This is a genomic window from Enterococcus crotali (genome assembly GCF_000633635.1).
GTDB classification, from domain to species: Bacteria; Bacillota; Bacilli; order Lactobacillales; family Enterococcaceae; genus Enterococcus_L; species Enterococcus_L crotali.
This window is the reverse complement of record NZ_AYPQ01000001.1, coordinates 542,167-563,174: the sequence shown is the minus strand read 5'-3', so window position 1 is coordinate 563,174 and position 21,008 is coordinate 542,167. Positions and strand designations below refer to the sequence as shown.

The following is a 21,008-nucleotide window of genomic DNA, read 5'->3' as shown; positions in this document are numbered from 1 at the left end:
AAAAAAGCCCGGGACAAAATCAGCTTTGTTTCGGGCTCTATATCCGGATAAACGGTAAGATCAGAAGCAACCCTTTCGGAAATAAGCTGAGATTCACAAAAATTTGAAGGGCAATTTTCGTGAATCTCTTCTTACTTCTCGGGGTTAAATACTTCTGACCTAACCTTTTTTTTAGATTTATTTAATTATAAAGAACTTTCTCCTGAGTCAGATTCTTCTTGGTGTAAATGATCATACACATTTTTAGCGACATTTTTCGGTAAACCTGAAGCATTCAATTCGTCCACCGAAGCAGCCGTAATGTTTTTTAAAGATTTGAATTTCTTTAGTAATTCTTTTTTTCGTTTAGGGCCTAATCCTTCTATGTCATCTAAACGTGAGGCAAAACTATTTTTGCTTCGTAATTGTCGATGGAAAGTAATTGCAAAGCGATGGACCTCATCTTGAATCCGCTGTAACAAAAAGAATTCTTGCGAGTTTCTTTCTAAAGGAACAACAGCCAAATCAGGACCAAAAAGAAGTTCGCTCGTTTTATGCTTATCATTTTTAGCAAGTCCTGCTATTGGGATATCTAAGCCTAATTGATTGTCCAAAACTTCTTTAGCTGCATCTATTTGCCCTTTACCACCATCGATCACAATCAAATCAGGAAATGGCAGATTCTCCTTCAATACTCGGGAATAGCGGCGATAGATCACTTCACGCATTGAGGCGTAATCATCTGGGCCTTTAACTGTCTTGATTTTGTACTTACGGTATTCCTTCTTATCTGGGCGCCCATCGATAAAAACAACCATCGCAGAAACGGGATCCGTTCCCATAATATTAGAGTTATCAAAGGCTTCGATTCTTATGGGTGTTGGGATGTTCATCGCATTGCCCAACTTCTCTACCGCTCCAATGGTTCGCTCTTGTTTGCGTACGATCAGATCAAATTTTTCTTGTAGTGCCACAGTTGCATTTTTCCCTGCTAATTTGACTAGTTTCTTCTTTTCTCCGCGCTGTGGTTGTAATACTTTAGTTGAAAGCATTGCTTCGACACTAGCAACATCGATATTATCTGGAACCAAGACTTCTTTAGGAATAAAATGTTCATTTTCTTGATAAAACTGTCCGATAAACGTTAGAAAATCTTCTTCTTCTTCATTATAAAAGGGAAAAATCGAAACATCTCGTTCGATCAATTTGCCTTGTCTTATAAAAAATACTTGGACACACATCCACCCTTTATCAACTGCATAACCAAAAACGTCCCGATCAACTAAGTCTGCATTTGTCATTTTTTGTCTTGTCATCACTGTTTCGATTGCCTTGATTTGGTCACGATATTCTGCCGCTTTTTCAAATTCCATATTTTCTGCGGCTTCGTTCATTTTTCTTTGTATTTCTTCTTGAATTACCGGATGTCCGCCATTTAAAAAGCTTTTAATTTCTGCAACCATTTTTGTATAGGTTATTTTGGGAATATCAAAAACGCAAGGCGCTAAACATTGCCCCATATGATAATATAGGCAAACTTCTTTAGGTAGCACTCGACATTTTCTTAAAGGAAACAGGCGATCTAGCAATCGTTTTGTTTCATTGGCTGCTCCAACATCTGGATACGGTCCAAAATAGAGCGCTTTGTCTTTTGAAACTTTTCTTGTGATCAATAATCGTGGATACTCTTCATTTGTGATTTTGATAAACGGATAACTTTTATCGTCTTTCAACATGATATTATACTTGGGATCATTTTTATGTATCAAATTGATTTCCAAAAGTAGTGCTTCAATGTTGGATTCTGTTACTATATATTCAAAATCTTCTATCTCGCTGACTAGCCGTTCTGTTTTGGTATCATGGCTGCCGGTAAAATAAGAGCGTACACGGTTTTTTAACACTTTTGCTTTCCCAACGTAAATGATTGTACCGTTTTTATCCTTCATCAGGTAACAACCTGGTTGATCAGGAAGCAATGCTAATTTATTTTTGATTCTTTCGTTCATAATACTTCCTTTCTACTCCATTGATAAACTATATTATACCATTTTCTTTGGGTATAGACATAAAAAAGCAAGTGACTGGGACATAACTCTACGAGTTACAACCCAGTCACTTGACATTCAAATAAACGACGGGAGCAAAAGCACCCTTTTGCGTTTAATACTACAGATATTTATCGATCATTGCACGTAATTGTTCTTTTGAATGAACACCTACTGCTTTTTCTACGACTTCTCCGTCTTTTTTCAATAGTAATGTTGGAATACTCATGATTCCAAATGAAGCTGGCGTTTCTGGATTTTCATCTACATCCATCTTCGCAATTTTTACTTCACTTTCATCATATTCTTCACTTAATTGTTCTAAAATTGGTGATTGCATACGACAAGGACCACACCATGTTGCCCAAAAATCGATCAATACAAGACCGTTATCTGTTTCAGTTGAAAAATCTTTATCAGTAATTACTTGTGTCATTTTATAGCCCTCCTACTTATTAAAGCTAAACAGGCCCACTAGCCTTGACAGAAAAATAATGGTAATTGATTGAGGCATCTTTTGTCTCACTCCATGTTCATCTTTTGCCTAAAAAGGTTAGCCTGTAAAGCTGGATAATGATTCATAAACTGATTATAGCACTCAGTTGTTCATTCGACTAGTTTTCTGCTTACTAAAGGTAAGCATCCTATTTGAATTTTACGATCGTTGCTCCGTTACCACCCTGATTTCCTGGAGCAAATTCATAACTGCTCACACTACGATGATTCTTTAAATAATCGGTAATACCTGTGCGTAAAGCCCCAGTCCCCTTACCATGGACGATCGTCACCTGAGGATAACCAGCTAAGATTGCAGCATCTAAATATTGATCAACTTCTGCCAAAGCCTCTTCGTAACGTTTTCCACGTAAATCTAATTGATTGGCAACATGGCTACTTTCACTTGACCGAACAGCTGTTACTCTTTGTGTCGGTTCTTTTTCTGGCGCAACGGGTGTCATATCACTTTCATCAACTGACATTTTTAAAATCCCCAACTGAACTTGCCATTCATGATCACTGGATTTACGAATCAAGGTTCCGCGTTGCCCAAAGGTATTGACGATGACTTCATCACCTGATTTTAGTTGCTTTTGTTCTTTGGCTTTTTTCAAGACTTTATTTTTTTCCAAATGTGCTTCTTCTTGATGAAGGTTGGAAAGTTTTGTCTTAGCATCGATCAACTGATGCTCTTTTATACCACCTTGATTTCCACCTGTCAGTTGCATTTTACGAATGTCAGAGATAATGCCACTAGCTTGTTCTTCCGCTTGGGAAACAAGTTCATTTGCTTTTTGTCTTGCTTTTGCCATTTCTTTTTCTCGTTCATCAAAAAAGTATCCATAAGCGTCTTTCAATTCTTTATGAAGTCGTTCTGCTTCCTCTACATAATGACGAACTTCTAAATATTCTGTTTCAGCCATTTTACGTCGATTTTCCAAATCAGCAATCATTTCATTCAAGTCTTGACTTTCACCGTCCATGATGTGTTTGGCTTCATCAATAATTGTTGAATCTAATCCTAAACGTTTGGAGATTTCAAAAGCATTACTGCGTCCTGGAACACCAATCAATAAGCGATAGGTTGGACTCAAGGTGTCTACGTCAAATTCCATACTTGCATTAATAGTACCGGCACGATTATACCCGTAGACTTTCAACTCAGGATAGTGGGTCGTAGCCATTACATAAGCACTTTTACTACCTAATGCATCTAAGATCGAAATTGCTAGGGCAGCTCCTTCTTGAGGATCAGTTCCTGCGCCTAACTCATCAAATAATACTAGACTATGACTGTCCACTTTTTTCAACACATCAACGATATTCGTCATATGAGAAGAGAAGGTACTTAAACTTTGCTCGATAGACTGTTCATCACCAATATCAGCAAAAACTTCGTCAAAAATGCCCATTTGGCTTTCTTCGCCAGCTGGAATTGGTAAACCCGATTGCCCCATCAATTGAAGTAAGCCTAATGTTTTCAGTGTAATCGTCTTACCACCAGTATTTGGCCCTGTGATCACAAGGGCCTGATAATCTTTTCCGATCGTGATGTCATTTGGAACTGCCTTATCTTGATCCAGTAACGGATGTCTCGCTTGTTTGAAGTAAATATGATTCTCTTCACTGATTTGCGGAACTACAGCTTTCAATTCTTTACCAAAACGCGCTTTAGCATTGATGAAATCTAATTTACCTATGACATAGGCATTATGCATGATATCGTTTCGGTGAGGAACCAATTCAGCTGATAGTTCAGACAAGATCCGCTCAATTTCATTGCGCTCAGCAATTTGATGCTGACGTAACCGATTGTTTAACTCAACGATTTGTTTTGGTTCAACAAATAATGTTTGACCTGAAGAACTTTGATCATGTACTACTCCGCCAAAGACACTCTTGTATTCTTGTTTAACGGGGATAACATATCGTTCGTTTCTCATCGTCACGATTGCATCGCTTAAATATTTAGCGTTTTTTCCTCTGACGATGCCATCTAATTGTTCACGAATCGTTTGTTCACTTCTACGAATATTATTGCGGATGATCTTCAACTCCGGTGAGGCTTCGTCTGTCACCCGTCCATCTTCATCAATCGATTCTTTCAGCCGACGACTCAATTCTGGTAACACAATTAATTGATCGATCCAAGAATACAATCTTAATAGCTCGATTTCGCTATCTTGTAGATCATTAAAAAAGCGAATGATTTCAGATGTTGTCGACAGTACACGTCCTACGTGCGCTAATTCAACACCATTTAAGTCGGCACCGATTTCAATTCTTTTCATGTGTGGACGAATATTCTCTAATTTTGGAATAGGGATTCCACCACGTAAACGTTGAATCTTCAAACCGTCCTCTGTCTCTTCCAGCCATGCTTGGATACTTGTTGCATCATTTACTGGGACTAAGTGTTCGATTTCTTCCAAACCTTGTGCTGTAACCACATATTGAGAAATCAACTGTTTGACTTTGTCAAAGCCTAGCGTTGTTAAAATTCGTGTATTCATTTTTTCACCTTCTGTTCTTGTAATACTTGATAGAAATATAAGAGGCTGGAATAGAAGTTTATTTCCGAAGAAGTTGCATCTGATTCCATCGTTGATTCCTCTCGTTTTATTTAATCATCTGTTCAATCCACAAATGATAGATTTGTTTTGAAAAAATAGGTGTATCTTTAATAATATAAGTCGCTAAGCCACTATTTTTAAATTGATTTTGAACGGCATCAACTGGCAACATGGATAGTGTGCTTAATACTAGAAAGATTCCTATATACATCACTATCAAGCTGATCAATCCGCCAACTAACCAATTTGCCTGTTTTAAGACAGGTACAAATACTAAGCCATGAGCAAAAATCGCCAAAAACCGGACCGCTAACCATCCAACTACTAAAATAAGTAAAAATGCTGCAGCACCATAAAAAGCTTGATCTAAATCAAGTGTAAGCTCTTGATTGAAAAAGACCAATTTAGTATCAGCTGTCGGTGAAGGATACGGAATGTACATCTCCAAATGAGAAGCCAAACTCTTATAATACGTTCTAGCTATAAAATAGGTGCAAAAATAACCAAATGTATATAAAACTTGTAAAATTAGTCCGCGTCTAGCGCCGGTATAAAAGCCAATGGCTAATAGTAGTAAAATGAGTAATGTTAACATCCTGTCATCCTCTCAGATTATTGGTCTTGAGTACTTTTACTCTGAATCTGTTGTTTACGGTTTTCATTTAAGATTTGCTGAGCTTCCATGTGGTTATGAATTTCCACGTCTTCCTGGCCGTTCTTTTTCAACACATCTCTTGCTTCCTCTTCGATTGCTTCAATGCGCTTGATACGGTTTTCCAGTTCTGCTAATCTAATTGTCCGTTTTTTCAAATCAGCCACTTCTTGTTCTAAATTAAGCACTTTTTCTTGTTTTTTCAGCTGATCAGAAATAGCGTTGATTGCTAATAATACTGATGCTTGTTCATCATTTGTTTGTGGTGAAATATGTTTTAATTCAGCGAGTTGTTCATTGACTAATTTTGTCACTAAATCCATATGTTGTTTGCTTTCTTGTCCGATAATCGTATACGTATGATCGGCAATCACAGCTTTATATCTTGTCTTTTCTTTAACCATGATGGTGTTCCCTCCTGTAGTGATCCATTACATGCTATTGTACCATGAAAGTTATCATTGTGTGTTCTCAAATAAACCCTTTCTTATTATATGCTACTAAACAGAAAAATTAAAGGTCTAGTGTTATTATTACAACTTTTATTAGATTTTTACCTGAAATACTTTTCTGAACTCAAATCATAAAATTTTGAAAAAATGTTCAAACCAAAACATGATGTTAGAGTATAAACAAATATAATACATGAATTTTACTTTAGACATTCCATTACAAGCTGTTGTAATTTAAGTAAAAAAATAAGCACGAGCGATTGCTCCTACTGTCAATTGCTTTAAATCTATTGTAGCAAAAACAACGTTGTAGTTTACTTGTGGTTTATTGTGTAAATTTGGACTTATCATTGTGCGCCTAGAGGAAGTTTACTCTAGGCTTTTCTATTTAATTGAAAAAAATTTTTATCCAAGTAAAATTTAGCATAAATCCTTACTTAAGATATTATTATTCAATAATTTTAATTGATTGATTATTTGGATTACAATAACAATCGTTATTGTGGTCAAAATTGCTGAGACAATGTAAATCCCATGAAATTCAACCTCGTTTATTGGAGAATTCCATAAAAAATGCAATACGATTGGTGAAAAAAACCAAAGAAATCCATCTCGTTTGCTTATACTTTTATTTTTTGTCACTAGACAGATAATACCTAATGAAAGGATTCCAGTATAGGACCAATGAGAGCTGATTGAACCCGATATTCTAATAATCACTTGCGGAACAACATCTTGGATCGATTCACTTGCTGCATTTACTACATAAGAAATATCTTCCATGATCTGAAAACCTAGGCCCACGCTTATACCTACTCCGAAAACTTCGGGTAATTTCTTTATTTTTAATAAATAGATAATCAATAACACGCATAAAAATTTAGTTGTTTCCTCAACAATCGGAGCAGTCAAAGAATCCATCCAGCTTGCGAAAGATGAAGAATTTCCGAATAGATTACTGATCATACTGGCCCCAATCTCATTACCAAAAGCAGACAACCACCCAGGAATAAAAGCTCCACCAAAAACAGCCAGTACGATTATATTGATCGAAATATTAAAGTAACTAGCAAATTTCTTTAATAACAGGGTTCCTGGTACAATATACAGACATAATAGCAATAGCGTTAAAAATAATACTAGATAGGCAGCATTATTCAAATTTGATAAACCAATACTGTCTAATTCATAACTAATTCCAATAGAAGCAAGCAAAATAAATACGAACAAACTGATTTTCTTTACCATCTTATTCCTCCTCAGTTAAAAATCATTGGTTACCCAAATTCCATTAAAAAAGAATGGATTCAAAAACATATCCTTGAATCCATTCTATCTTAATTAGTATCGTCTAGGCTAACATTCTGCTAAACCTTAGCATACTCACTGTTTCTCTTTTTACCTAGTTCAAGAGGATGGACATAACTCTACGAGTCACATTCCCTCCTCAAAAAATCCGAATAAACGGTGGAAGCAAAAGCGTCTATTTTTATAACATATCAAATAATGATAATTGATTTTCATCCGGCAAATCTTTCAATACACCATTTTCAGTCATATACTCGATCAACGTTTTTGATACTTTCCCTCGACTCGCAAGATCTTCTTTTGATAAGAATGGTTCCTCTCTTGCTTCTACAATCGATTTCGCTACGTTTAGTCCCAAACTTGGAACGGCTCTAAACGGTGCAATCAGTGTATCACCATCGATCACAAAATTTTCAGCATCAGATTTATACAAATCGATCATACCGAATTTAAAGCCACGCTCAATCATCTCGTTAGCAAGTTCTAAAACGGTCAATAGATTTTTTTCTTTTGTAGAGGCTTCCAGCCCTTTATCTTGAATCTCTTTCATTCGGGCCTTCACCGCTTCTTTCCCTTGTGACATCGCGACTAAATCAAAATCGTCTGCCCGAACAGAGAAATAGGCACAATAGTATAAAATTGGAAAGTATACTTTGAAGTACGCAACACGCAATGCCATCAACACGTAGGCTGCCGCATGGGCTTTCGGGAACATATACTTGATTTTCGAACAAGAATCAATATACCAATCTGGGACATTATTTTCTTTCATCGCAGTCAAGTATTCTTCTCTTAATTCATCAGGAATTTTATTCCAGAGCCCTTTACGTACGGTCTCCATGATTTTAAAGGCCATACCACTATCTAATCCTGCATGAATCAAATAAACCATGATATCATCCCGACAACCAATAACTTCCGCTAGCGTTGCTTCACCACGTCGAATCAATTCTTCCGCATTTCCTAACCAAACATCGGTACCATGAGATAATCCAGATATCTGTAGTAACTCAGCAAAAGTTGACGGATGTGTCTCTTCCAACATGCCCCGTACAAAACGAGTACCAAACTCTGGGATTCCCAGAGTACCTGTTTTAGAATAAATTTGCTCAGGTGTCACGCCAAGGACTTCTGGTCCAGCAAAAATCCGCATCATTTCCGGATCATCTGTCGGAATTGTTTTAGGATCGATTCCTGATAAGTCTTGCAACATTCGAATAACAGTCGGATCATCATGTCCTAGAATATCGAGTTTCAAAATATTATCATGAATTGAATGGAAATCAAAGTGAGTCGTTTTCCATTCAGAATTTTGATCGTCGGCAGGATATTGAATTGGTGTAAAATCATAAACATCCATATAATCAGGGATAACGATGATCCCCCCTGGATGCTGTCCAGTCGTTCGTTTCACACCGGTGGATCCTTTGGCCAAACGATCCACTTCAGCTCCTCTAAAATGAAGATTATGGTCTCGCTCATAGCCTTTCACAAATCCGTAAGCGGTCTTGTCTGCAACTGTACCGATCGTTCCAGCACGATACACATATTCCTCACCAAACAATACCTTTGTATAGTTGTGCGCTTCAGCTTGATAATCTCCTGAGAAGTTCAAATCGATATCGGGTACTTTATCCCCATGGAACCCTAAAAAGGTTTCAAACGGAATATCATGACCATCTTTAAACAATCGTTGCCCGCAATTTGGACAATTTTTCTCCGGCATATCAAAACCAGAACCATATGATCCGTCTTCAAAAAATTCAGAATGCTTACAGTTGGTACAATGATAATGAGGTGCCAAAGGATTGACCTCTGTAATCCCTGTCATCGTTGCTACAAAACTAGAACCCACAGATCCACGGGAACCAACTAGATAGCCATCTTCCATACTTTTATGCACTAATTTTTGTGAAATCAAATAGATAACCGAAAACCCATTTCCAATAATACTATCTAATTCTTTTTTTAATCGTTTTTCAACAATATCAGGTAATGGATCGCCATAAAGCTCTTTTGCACGAGTATAACTTAAGTTTCTGATCTCATCTTCTGAACCTGGAATTTTTGGTGTATATAAATCATCTTTAACCGGGGTGATCTCATCACACATATCCGCAATTGCATTAGGATTTTCTACAACGATTCGATGGGCAGTCTCTTCGCCTAAAAATTGGAATGCTGTCAGCATTTCATCTGTTGTTCTAAAATGAACAGCAGGTAAGCTATGACGATTCAATGGATTAGCCCCTCCCATTGAACCTACTAAAATTTTTCGATAAATACTATCTTCTTCATTTAAATAATGAACATTTCCAGTTGCAACAACTGGCTTCTCTAATTCATCTCCAATTTTCACCAAGTTTGTAATGATTTCTTCTAAATCAGCTTCACTTTTCACTAATTCTTGTTCTAACAATGGCGCATAGACAGCTTTTGGCATGACTTCGATATAATCATAGAATTTAGCTCGGTTTTTGGCTTCTTCTACCCCTTTTTGCATCATTGCTTCAAAGATTTCACCATTGGAACATGCTGAACCGATGATCAAGCCTTCCCGTAATTTACTCAGCTGAGAGCGAGGAATTCGTGGAATTCTGAAAAAATAATTGATATTGGACATCGAAATCAATTTAAAGAGATTTTTCAAGCCAGCTTGAGTTGTTGCCAAAATCGTTGCATGAAATGGTCTGGCCCGTTTATAAGAATCCCCTTCTCCAATGTGCATATTCAATTCGTCATGATAATTCATATTATGGTTTTCTTTAGCATCTTTCAAAAAGATCCAACATAAATGACCAGTTGATTCGGAATCGTAAATCGCCCGGTGATGTTGTTCTAGATTGACACCGAATTTTTTAGATAATGTATTCAAGCGATGACTTTTAAATGTCGGATTTAAATAACGAGATAATTCCAAGGTATCGATAACTGGATTTTCAGCTTCTGGGATATCATATTTGCCATAACTGGTGTTTAAGAAACCCATATCAAATGAGGCATTGTGAGCCACTAGAATCGTATCTTTTGAAAATTCTCTAAACAAACGCAGAACTTCTTCTTCTGATTTTGAACCACGTACCATTTCATCTGTGATCCCAGTTAAATTGATTGTGGTTTGAGATAATGGGTGTCCTGGATCGATAAATTGTTCAAATGTATCGATGATATTTCCTTTATGCATTTTAACTGCTGCAAGCTCAATAATCGTATCATAGACAGCAGATAACCCAGTTGTTTCCACGTCAAACACGACATAGGTTGCATCACTTAATTCAATGTGCGCTTCATTATAAGCGATTGGCACACCATCATCTACAACATTAGCTTCAACACCATACAAAATTTTAACGCCAGCTTTTTTCCCTGCACTGTGAGCATCTGGAAAGCCTTGTGCTCCACCATGATCGGTGATTGCAATGGCTTTGTGTCCCCATTTACCTGCTTGAGCGACGTAATCAGCAACATTGTTTGTTGCATCCATTGTACTCATATTGCTGTGTAAATGAAGTTCCACACGTTTATCGCCTTCTGGTGCATAGTCTTTACGCGGCGCATGTTTGACTTCCATCAAATCTTGACAGTTCATCACTAGATCTCGCATAAAAGTATCTTCTTGAATACTTCCGCGAACCCGAACCCAGCTATGTTTTTGAATCGCATCAAAAATTTGTTCATCTTTTTCACCATTCGAGAATTTCTTAACGATGAATGATGATGTATAGTCGGTAATTTTTAAGATCAAGATTTTCCGTTTAGAACGTAATTCCCGCACTTCTACATCAAAAACAAAACCTTCGATCGTTACCCGACGCTCTTCTTCTAAGATATTGCCCATCGGATGATCGGTTCATCGTTTGGTATATTTCGACCAAGACGAATCGGTCCTTCAAGTGCTGGACCTTGCTGCTGTTGTTGTTTCTTCTTTTGTTCATGCTTAATAAGCGATTCAGCTGCTTGTTGTTGGAATGCAGCATCTTGTTCTTGCTTGCGTTCTTCAAATAATGCTAACACGCGTTTTGCTTGCTGCTCATCCATTTTAGGTTCGATATGAAATTTTTGAAACCCATAGTTGCTATAAAGCTCTTCAATGATCGGTAAATATTGTTGTTTTAAATAAGGAATAACAGCGTCATTATCAACGGGTAAAATAATTTTTTTATCTTCGATGACCGGGGTTTGTGTTTTGATTACACGCTGAACTAAAGGCGTATCACATTGACTGTTCAATAATGCTAGTTGCCAATAATCCGTCAATTGTTCCTCTGTAAAATCATTTTTATCAGCTGAAATTTTCACAGATACTCCTGCAATTTGCTGAAAAGCAAGTTCCAGTTGCTGCATAAACGATTGATACAGCATTACCGGTAATATTTCAGTGAATCCTAAATGGAATTCCCATAAGCGGCTTTGTTGATGAACGACAACTTTGTCAATTCTTCCTTGTTGAATGAGCGGATGCTGCCGCTCTTGTTCATTTAATTGAATTTGATCAACCAACTTTGCAAATAACTCTTGTGCCTTGTCTGCCACTAAATGAACCTCCTTATTTTAAAAGCGGAACAGGCTCGTTCTGCCTTGACTGAAAAATAGGAAAATATCACTGAGACGCTTTTTGTCTCATTTATATTTTATCTTTTTTCCAAAAGGCTAGCCTGTATAGCTAGATAGATAAAAGCGGAATGAGCTTGTTTAGTTCTGATTGAAAAATAGGAAAAATTAACTGTGGCGTTTCTTGCCATTTTTAATTTTTATCTTTTTTCCGAAGAACTAGCTCATGCAGCTAGATAGATAAAAGCGGAACAGGCTCGTTCTGCCTTGACTGTAAAAATAGGATAACGATGTTCTCCCCTATTTTTACTCTTTTTCAAAATATTTGCCTAAAAACTTACTCTATTTAAACCCACCAGCTCTTAGCTGGATAACTTGATGAGAAAGAGGCCCTTAGACATTTCTGCCAAGTGCCTCGCCACAGTTAAGTATACTATTTTTCCTACTGAAATACAATGTAAACCAAACTTCCGCACTCTGATTCAAATGTATTTTCCAGCTAGATAACTTAAAAAAATATTTACGGAATCAAATTAAGGATCGATTCCGTAAACATTTTAGATTTATTCTTTATCTGCGTTCAATAAGATAGATAATGTACTTTCAAGTTCTTCTTTACGAACCTCAACCATTTCGCCAGTTCGTTTGATTTTTACTTCAACGACACCATCAACTGCCTTTTTCCCAACTGTGATACGGATTGGACAACCAATCAAGTCAGCATCCGCAAATTTCACGCCCGCTCGTTCATTACGATCATCAACTAAGACTTCATAACCTGCTGTAGACATCATTGCTTCCACTTCTTGTGCTAAGTTTGTTTGATATTCATCTTTTATGTTCATTTGAACGACATGTAAATCAAATGGTGAAATACCAGCTGGCCAATTAATCCCATTTTCATCGATATTTTGTTCAACGATCGCTGAAAGCAAACGACTGACACCGATTCCGTAACAACCCATGATCACATGTTTTTCTCTGCCGTTTTCATCTAAAACCGTTGCGCCCATTGCTTCACTATAACGCGTTCCAAGTTTAAAGATATGCCCGATTTCGATCCCTTTAGTAAACTCTAAAACACCATTTCCGTCAGGAGAAGGGTCACCTTCTTGGACAAAACGTAAATCTTCATAGCTAATTGGCGTGAAATCACGACCTGGATTAACATTGCTTAAATGGTAGCCTGTTTCATTCGCTCCAGTAATTGCATTTGCTAAGTCTTGGACATGAAGATCTGCGAATAATTTCACGTCTTCTGATAGTTCAACTGGACCAACTGAACCAAAATCAGCTCCTAAATACTTACGCGCATCTTCATCTGTTGCTTCTTCTAAGAAATCAACACCTAAGAAGTTTTTCAGCTTGACATCATTCACTTCGTGATCACCACGAACTAAAACTAACACAGGCTCCTCATCTGCCATAAATAAAACTGATTTGATAATGCGTTGTGGTTCAACATTGAAAAATGCCGCAACTTGCTCGATTGAGCTAACATCTGGTGTTGCTACTTTTTCAATTTCCAATTGTGTTTCATGTGATTTTTTCGGTGTATATAAGCTAGTAGCCATTTCTAAGTTTGCAGCATAATCTCCATCTGTAGAGAAACAAATCGTATCTTCACCGATATCTGAAATCGCCATAAACTCTTTAGAATCTTTACCGCCCATAGCGCCACCGTCACCAATAATCGCACGAAAATCCAATCCGCAACGTTCAAAAATAGCTGAATAAGCTTTTTCATAATCACGGTATGATTGATCCAGACTTTCTTCATCTGCATGGAAAGAATAGCCATCTTTCATGATGAACTCCCGGCCTCTTAATAAACCAAAACGTGGTCGTTTTTCATCACGGTATTTTGTTTGGATTTGATAAAGATTCAAAGGTAAACGTTTATATGAGTTTATCTCATCACGAATCAATTCTGTAAATGTTTCTTCATGCGTTGGCCCAAGGATATAATCACGCTCATTACGATCTTTTAACCGATAAAGGTTTGGACCATATGTTTCATAACGTCCAGATTCCTTCCATAATTCTGCTGGCAGTAGTGCTGGCATCAACATCTCAATAGCATCGATCTTATCGAATTCTTCTCGCATGATTTTTTTAAGTTTCTCAAGTACTCGATTTGCTAGTGGTAAATACGAGTAAATTCCCGCTGATACTTGACGGATATACCCTGCTCTAAGTAACATTTGATGGCTCAAGACTTCAGCGTCATTAGGCACCTCACGTAAAGTTGGGATTAGCATTTTTGACTGTTTCATTAGAACTCTCCTTTGTTTAAACGAATGTGTTGAAACTCCTCAAGTGATTCGTCATAAAATCCAATTAGTTATTTAAAAGAAAAAACGTTGAATATCATTCCATGTCACTAACACCATCAATAACATGATAAACCCAAAACCAATAAGTGTTAGTATGCCTTCTTTTTCTTGACTTAAAGGTTTTCCTCTAAGTCCTTCAAAAATATTCAACACGATTTTACCACCATCTAAAGCTGGAATCGGTAATAAGTTGATAATACCAAGATTGACCGACAACATAGCCATCAACCAAATCACTGTATTCAATCCTGCTTTTGAAGCCTCAGAAGACATTTGGAACATCATTACCGGACCACCCAATTTGTCTAAACTAAATCCAGTAAATAATGATTTAAGAGCTTTAAAAATCTGCATAGAATTGTCTATAGTTGCTTGAAAGCCACCCAGCAGTTTGTCTGATAATCCAGTTTTCATAGGAGGACCGATTCCAATCAAACCGATTTCCTGTTTCCCAGATTTCTCTCTTTTAGGTGTTATATCGACCTCTCGCGTTTTGCCATTTGATTCGACCAGTAAATTTAATTCTTTCCCTGGACTAGCTTGAATGATCGTTGTAACATCGTTCCAATCAGAAACAGATTCTCCATCAATTGACAAAATTTTATCCTCTGCTTTTAAGTTAGCTTTGGCTGCTGGGCTATTCGCTTGGACTTCGCCAATCAAATTGGTATTCGTATACGTCACTCCACCTTGCATGAAGACATATACTGTAAACAGTATAAAAGCCAGAATAAAGTTATTCATCGGACCAGCAAAATTCGTCAACATCCGCTGCCACAACTTAGCGGATTGGAATTGGACATCAATTGGTGCAATTCTAACTTCTGTTCCGTCTTGTTCAATGATCGTTGCATCATGATTTACTTTGTACATGATTTCTTCTGATTCATCACCATTGACATAGCCTTTTATAAATAACTCTTTTTCAAGATCCGCTTCCAACATTTCCATTGGAATACTGTTAGTGAGCTGGACTTTTTTACTGGTATTGATTTTTATGACTTCTTCTTGTTCATTTAGCTCAATAGACAACGTCATGCCAGGTGGCAACTCAGTGTCTTCTTCCCCTTGTCCTGCCATACGTACATAGCCACCGATAGGTAGAATCCGAATTGTATAAGCCGTCCCGTCTTTTCCTTGATGAGCAAAAATCTTTGGTCCCATTCCAATCGCAAATTCACGCACTAAGATGCCTGAACGCTTTGCGAAGAAAAAATGGCCAAATTCATGTACTAAGACAAGAATCCCAAAGACGATAATAAATGTAATGATTGTTTTCATAACTGACCTTCTTCCTTTATCCATCTTTCTACGATAGTTCTTGTTTGCTTATCGATTTCAATCACATCTGATAATGTGACTTCTGTCGTTTCATTGTAGTTATCCACTGCTCTTTGAACAAGCTGTTCAATTTGTAAATACGAAATTTCCCCTTCAATAAATGAGTTCGCCGCAATTTCATTTGCCGCATTATACACGGTCGGATAGGCGCCGCCTTTTTTCCCGACATTAAAAGCCAAGGCTAACATTGGAAAACGGTCAAAATCCATCGGTTCGAAATTTAATTGGCCGATTTGCGTCAAATCAAATTTTTTTTCATTTTTGATTGGTAAACGAGTGGGATACGTCAATGCATATTGAATTGGCTCTCGCATGTCGCTTGGACCTAATTGTGCTAAATACGCACCGTCTTTTAAAACGATCATTGAATGAACAATGCTTTCTTTATGTAAAACAACTTTTATTTTATCATAGTCTGTCCCAAATAACCAATGGGCTTCAATAACTTCTAACCCTTTATTCATCATTGTTGAAGAATCTATCGTGATTTTTTTTCCCATTGACCAATTTGGATGTTTCAGTGCTTGCTCTAAAGTAACAGATTCCAGCTCTTCACGGGTCCAATCTCTAAAACTACCACCAGATGCTGTAATCACTAAATTTTTTAAATTGCCCGCTTTTTGTCCTTGTAAACATTGAAAAATTGCTGAGTGTTCACTGTCGACTGGCAATATAGTTACGCCATTCTTTAAAGCGGCTGCCATGATCCATTGACCTGCCATGACCAACGTTTCCTTATTTGCTAAAGCAATATCTTTTCCCGCCTCAATCGCTGCCATCGTCGGGTTTAGCCCCACACTTCCTGTAACGGCCGTCAATACAACATCAACCGCTTCAAGTGTAGCGGCTTTTACAAGTCCTCTTTCACCTACACCAAACTCAACTTCTGGAAAACGACTGCTCAAATCGCTTTTCATTTCCTGAGAACCAACACCAACGAACTGTGGTTTCAATTGTTCAATCAGTTCTACTCCTTTTTCAAGGTTTGAATGAAATGTTAGTGAAACAATTTGAAAGAGTTCAGGATAAGCCATGACTACATCCACTGTATTTGTTCCAATCGAGCCTGTAGCTCCTAATAATGCGATTTTTTTCATATTAAAAAGAAAAACCCTGAACATTCAGAGTTTTTCACCTTCCCTTCTTGTTTAGAAATTAAAATAGTCCGAATAAATGCATGATTGGAAAAACAAAAAGTAAGCTGTCAAAACGATCTAATATGCCGCCGTGTCCTGGCAAAATAGTTCCGGAATCTTTTACATCATAATGTCGTTTGATCGATGATTCCACTAAATCACCAAATTGTCCTACGATTGAAAAAATTACAGTGATCACTAACATGATCGGTAAATTATATATGAATAACTCTTTATTTGGCGTCAATAATAAAAATAAGAGTGCCACAACAACTGCACAAAGAATACCGCCTAATGAACCTTCGATTGTTTTGTTAGGTGATACTTCTGGCCATAATTTTCTTTTACCAAATCGTTTCCCAACAAAATATGCACCAATATCGGTTGCCCAAACAACAAATAATGCATAAAGCAGTACAACAAAACCAGCATCTCTAGCACTTACAAAGTTTTGAAAACCGACACCGACATATAAACTTGTAATAACAGGGAACCCTGCTTGAGAGATAGTATACATATTTTTAGAAGCAACTAATCCACCTAGTAATACCATCACGGTTAAATAAAATAAAATAAAATTATCAGCTTTTTCTGGTAAAAAGAAAAACCAACGATCTTTTGGTAAAACAAGAAAAACTGCTCCTAATGCTGAAAGGACACCTTCAAAACTGGCAATTTCTAGCCCCTTCATTCTAAATAGTTCGTAAACCCCGACTACAGCTAGCACCGCTGCTGCTAACTCGATCACAAAACCGCCATACCAAATAATCGGTATAAAAACAACCAAGGCTACGGCTGCTGTAATAACACGCTGTCTCATTTATCTTCCTCCTTAGTTTCTTTTAAACCGCCAAAACGACGATTCCTATTTTGAAAGGACGCTAAAGCATGTTCTAATAATTCATCATTAAAATCAGGCCATAAGGCATCCGTAAAAAACAATTCACTATACGCAATCTGCCATAACAAAAAGTTGCTGATGCGTTCTTCACCACTGGTACGAATCAATAATTCTGGGTCTCTTAACTCCTCAGCCAAAAAACCTGTCATCAAATGATCTGCAATCGTTTCATCCGTAATATCTGCTGGTGAAAGCTCACTGTTAGCCGCTTTTTCAGCAATTTCTTTGACAGCTGTGATAATCTCTGCTCTTGACCCATAATTCAATGCAAAATTTAACACCATGCCAGTATTATTTCTGGTTTGTTCAATGGCTCTTTCCACTGCATCTTGGGTGTGAGCTGGTAAATATTCCTTGTAGCCCATCACATGCACCTTTACATTTTCTTTGATCAACTCTGGTACAAATGTATCAAAAAAATCAACTGGCAGTTGCATCAAAAAGCTGACCTCATCGGTTGGACGTTTCCAGTTTTCAGTAGAAAATGCATATAAGGTTAGGACTTTGATGCCTAATTTACTAGCGTGTTTCGTGATTTTCTTTACTGTATTCATTCCCTCTTTATGTCCAGCAATTCTTGGCAGCCGACGATTTTGCGCCCATCGTCCGTTACCATCCATAATTACCGCAACATGTTTAGGAATTGCGCCTTCGCTATCAAAGGTAAATGAACTCTCTTTTTGTATGTATTTATTCTTTTGTGGAAAAAAACGTAACATATTTTCCCCTCCATTCAAAAAATCTATCTAGACTATTATAGCAATATCTTTCAGAAAAGCCTATGCAAATGAAAAACTTTCGACATTATTTAATAATTTTATGGCGGAATTACTTTAATTTTCAGCTTTTTTTGTCAATCCAACGCTCACTTCAACAATTTTTCAACCATAACAATCAAAAAAAGAGTGAAGCAAAACGTAAACAGCGTTTTGCCTCACTTTCTAAACTTAAGTGCCACTCTGAATCATCTTAGTCATTTGATTATTCTACTTTATCAGCAGGCTTATTTTCTTCGGGCTTCAAATTCCCCTTACTTACGCCAATTTGGATAACCGAATTGATCGGGATAAATTCATTATAGTTACTCATCTTAACGACTGTTCCTTTTGTCACAGTAGAATCCACATAATAAACTTGATAGGTGATATTAGCACCTTTTGATTGATATTCTTCATAAAAAATCTTTTGAAGATCACCTTCTAACGTATTATCACGTAAATCTTTCATATACGGCTTTCCGAATGAATAAACCACTTGGATCACTGGTTTCACATCTTTTTCAGTAAACTTTTTACCGATTTCCACAGATTGACTGATAAATCTACCGTATGGGACTTCATCGTTAAATAGTTGTTTCACTTGGACTTGTAAACCATTTGCTTTTGATTCAGCTTCTTCTGCAGTAAATTGTGAAAAATCTGGCACTACTAATGCTTTGCCTGTCGAAACAGTAATTGACATGGTATCTTTTTTAGCAACTTTCGTGTCTTTTCCAATGCTTTGGGAAATTACTTTGCCATTTTCGACAGTATCCGAATCTGCTTCATCAACCTTTAATGTAATATCATTTTTCTTAGCCCATTCTGTTGCTTCTTCTTTGGTTTTACCATCAAAATCAGGCATTGAAATGTCCTTTTCAAAAACTTCTTTTCCTTTAGAAAAATACAGTTTAGCCTTGTCTTTGCGTTTATACGCTTCAAGTTTGACGTCTTTATTCGTTATTTCAAATTTCAGATAGTCTCCTGCTGGTACCTTATCACTATATTCTTCGATGATTGCTAGATTGTCTGCCTTGTGTTCACTGATCCAGCTTTTGGCATCTTTGAGTTTCATCGGTTTAAAGTCAGGTAGAGCCACCGCTTCTTCCGGATCTGCTCCTAAACTAGCATCTACCGTTAACTCCTTACCTTTCTGGATCTTTTTGTTTTTAACCGTCTGATGAATGATCAAGTTGGCTTCTTTATCAAAATCATATTTTTGCTCTACTTGAAGTTTCACCCCATTTTCAGCAGTCCACTCACGAACTTCAGATAATTCCTTTCCTTCAAAATCGGGTACTTGTACATGAGTCATTTGATAATACCCAAAATACAACAAGGACACAACTATCAAACTGCCTAAGCCGATATAGATATATTTTCTGATTTTCTTATTTCTATATGTTGGATCAGTTTCAATCACTTCTTCTGGATTTCTGGATCGCTCTACTGCTACTGGCGCCGAAGGTTTGGCTGATTCTTTTTTAGGTTCGTACTTTTTCTTTTTTGTTCGTTTTTTCGTATAGATCATTTCTTCGGGATGCTCTGCTTTAACAGCAGTCTCAAGATTCGCTTCATTTTGAGTCGTGTTTTTTTGGGCATTTTCTGGATTATTTTGCGGTCCAACTAAAACCTCTGAACTGATTTCCTTTGGTTCTTCAATCACTTCATTCTTATCTATTGGTGCTTTTTCTGACCTTGTTTTCTTTTTTTGTTCCTGCTCTATCGCTTTATCTTTTAATTCGTTTTTTTTCTGGCGGGTTTTATTATAATTTTCTCCGCTGAAATTTGATAAAAAATCACTCATATTTGTTTAACACACCTTTTTTCAGGTAATAGGTCTCGTCAGATTGATCTGCAATGTCATTCGAGTGCGTCACGACAATCACACACTTATTATGAACTTTAGCAAGATTTTGAAAAATATCTACAATCTCCTGTTCCATTCCTTCATCTAAATTCCCCGTTGGTTCATCTGCTAAAATGATATCTACATTCGTAGCTAAGGCTCTAGCAATCGCAACACGCTGCTGCTCACCACCAGAAAGCTGATTCACTAATCGATCTGCTTTTTCACTTGTGATACCAATATAATCCAAAAGATTATACGCGACTTCTTTCTGATTCGGCGGCAATTCATTGTCCGTAATCGACATGGCCACCAAGACATTTTCCACAGCTGTTAGGTAAGGGACTAAATTATAACTCTGAAAAATAATACTAATAGCATCACGACGATATTTTTCATAGCCGATTGATTTAATATCTTTTCCATTTAATAACACTTGCCCTTCCTTAGGCGTGTCTAATGCACTGATCAATGAAAGAAATGTTGTTTTTCCAGAACCTGATTGTCCTAAAATACTATAAAATTTCCCTTGCTCAAATGAAACATTGGTATCTTTTAAAATGAACCGACGCTGATCGCCATCTTGATAAAAATAACTAAGATTTTTTGTTTCTAGAATCGCCATT

At 37.0% G+C, this 21,008-nt stretch carries 13 protein-coding genes and 1 pseudogene; all 14 read right to left on the bottom strand.

The features are described 5' to 3' along the window. Positions 1-185: 185 nt before the first annotated feature. Positions 186-1,988 carry an excinuclease ABC subunit UvrC gene (uvrC, locus tag V192_RS0102680; protein ID WP_025868833.1) on the bottom strand — a complete coding sequence of 601 codons (1,803 nt, stop codon included), beginning with the start codon at positions 1,986-1,988 and terminating at the stop codon, positions 186-188. Between the two features lie 160 nt (positions 1,989-2,148). Further along, positions 2,149-2,463 (bottom strand): thioredoxin, encoded by a 315-nt coding sequence (gene trxA / locus V192_RS0102675; protein WP_025868832.1) that lies wholly within the window; start codon positions 2,461-2,463, stop codon positions 2,149-2,151. A 208-nt stretch (positions 2,464-2,671) separates the two neighbouring features. Then, positions 2,672-5,038, bottom strand: coding sequence for an endonuclease MutS2 (locus V192_RS0102670; protein ID WP_025868831.1), 2,367 nt, complete (start codon positions 5,036-5,038; stop codon positions 2,672-2,674). 106 nt (positions 5,039-5,144) lie between these two features. Further along, complete coding sequence (locus V192_RS0102665) at positions 5,145-5,693, bottom strand: CvpA family protein (RefSeq protein WP_025868830.1); 549 nt, start codon at positions 5,691-5,693, stop codon at positions 5,145-5,147. 17 nt (positions 5,694-5,710) lie between these two features. Beyond that, positions 5,711-6,154, bottom strand: coding sequence for a cell division protein ZapA (gene zapA / locus V192_RS0102660; protein ID WP_025868829.1), 444 nt, complete (start codon positions 6,152-6,154; stop codon positions 5,711-5,713). Positions 6,155-6,622: 468 nt separating this feature from the next. Then, positions 6,623-7,450, bottom strand: coding sequence for a PrsW family glutamic-type intramembrane protease (locus V192_RS0102655; protein ID WP_051581917.1), 828 nt, complete (start codon positions 7,448-7,450; stop codon positions 6,623-6,625). Positions 7,451-7,691: 241 nt separating this feature from the next. Beyond that, a pseudogene (locus tag V192_RS19085) lies at positions 7,692-12,043 on the bottom strand (PolC-type DNA polymerase III). A 581-nt stretch (positions 12,044-12,624) separates the two neighbouring features. Then, positions 12,625-14,337, bottom strand: a complete 1,713-nt coding sequence (locus V192_RS0102645) for a proline--tRNA ligase (RefSeq protein ID WP_025868827.1) — start codon at positions 14,335-14,337, stop codon at positions 12,625-12,627. 72 nt (positions 14,338-14,409) lie between these two features. Continuing rightward, complete coding sequence (gene rseP / locus V192_RS0102640; RefSeq protein WP_025868826.1) at positions 14,410-15,678, bottom strand: RIP metalloprotease RseP; 1,269 nt, start codon at positions 15,676-15,678, stop codon at positions 14,410-14,412. Continuing rightward, a complete protein-coding gene (locus V192_RS0102635) occupies positions 15,675-16,835 on the bottom strand; it encodes a 1-deoxy-D-xylulose-5-phosphate reductoisomerase (protein WP_025868825.1) in 1,161 nt (386 codons plus the stop codon). The genes rseP and V192_RS0102635 overlap by 4 nt, the downstream gene beginning before the upstream one ends. 58 nt (positions 16,836-16,893) lie before the next feature. Then, on the bottom strand, positions 16,894-17,694 hold the full coding sequence (locus V192_RS0102630) for a phosphatidate cytidylyltransferase (RefSeq protein WP_025868824.1): 801 nt from the start codon (positions 17,692-17,694) through the stop codon (positions 16,894-16,896). Continuing rightward, on the bottom strand, positions 17,691-18,494 hold the full coding sequence (locus V192_RS0102625; RefSeq protein WP_025868823.1) for an isoprenyl transferase: 804 nt from the start codon (positions 18,492-18,494) through the stop codon (positions 17,691-17,693). Before V192_RS0102625 ends, V192_RS0102630 begins: the two co-directional genes overlap by 4 nt. 262 nt (positions 18,495-18,756) lie before the next feature. Then, complete coding sequence (locus tag V192_RS0102620; protein ID WP_025868822.1) at positions 18,757-20,340, bottom strand: PASTA domain-containing protein; 1,584 nt, start codon at positions 20,338-20,340, stop codon at positions 18,757-18,759. Further along, complete coding sequence (locus V192_RS0102615) at positions 20,333-21,007, bottom strand: ABC transporter ATP-binding protein (protein ID WP_025868821.1); 675 nt, start codon at positions 21,005-21,007, stop codon at positions 20,333-20,335. Before V192_RS0102615 ends, V192_RS0102620 begins: the two co-directional genes overlap by 8 nt. Between the last annotated feature and the right edge of the window lies 1 nt (position 21,008).

Coding starts and splice junctions, on each gene's coding strand:
- uvrC (WP_025868833.1), bottom strand. CDS start 1,988: ATGAACGAAAGAATCAAAAATAAATTAGCATTGCTTCCTGATCAACCA.
- trxA (WP_025868832.1), bottom strand. CDS start 2,463: ATGACACAAGTAATTACTGATAAAGATTTTTCAACTGAAACAGATAAC.
- V192_RS0102670 (WP_025868831.1), bottom strand. CDS start 5,038: ATGAATACACGAATTTTAACAACGCTAGGCTTTGACAAAGTCAAACAG.
- V192_RS0102665 (WP_025868830.1), bottom strand. CDS start 5,693: ATGTTAACATTACTCATTTTACTACTATTAGCCATTGGCTTTTATACC.
- zapA (WP_025868829.1), bottom strand. CDS start 6,154: ATGGTTAAAGAAAAGACAAGATATAAAGCTGTGATTGCCGATCATACG.
- V192_RS0102655 (WP_051581917.1), bottom strand. CDS start 7,450: ATGGTAAAGAAAATCAGTTTGTTCGTATTTATTTTGCTTGCTTCTATT.
- V192_RS0102645 (WP_025868827.1), bottom strand. CDS start 14,337: ATGAAACAGTCAAAAATGCTAATCCCAACTTTACGTGAGGTGCCTAAT.
- rseP (WP_025868826.1), bottom strand. CDS start 15,678: ATGAAAACAATCATTACATTTATTATCGTCTTTGGGATTCTTGTCTTA.
- V192_RS0102635 (WP_025868825.1), bottom strand. CDS start 16,835: ATGAAAAAAATCGCATTATTAGGAGCTACAGGCTCGATTGGAACAAAT.
- V192_RS0102630 (WP_025868824.1), bottom strand. CDS start 17,694: ATGAGACAGCGTGTTATTACAGCAGCCGTAGCCTTGGTTGTTTTTATA.
- V192_RS0102625 (WP_025868823.1), bottom strand. CDS start 18,494: ATGTTACGTTTTTTTCCACAAAAGAATAAATACATACAAAAAGAGAGT.
- V192_RS0102620 (WP_025868822.1), bottom strand. CDS start 20,340: ATGAGTGATTTTTTATCAAATTTCAGCGGAGAAAATTATAATAAAACC.
- V192_RS0102615 (WP_025868821.1), bottom strand. CDS start 21,007: ATGGCGATTCTAGAAACAAAAAATCTTAGTTATTTTTATCAAGATGGC.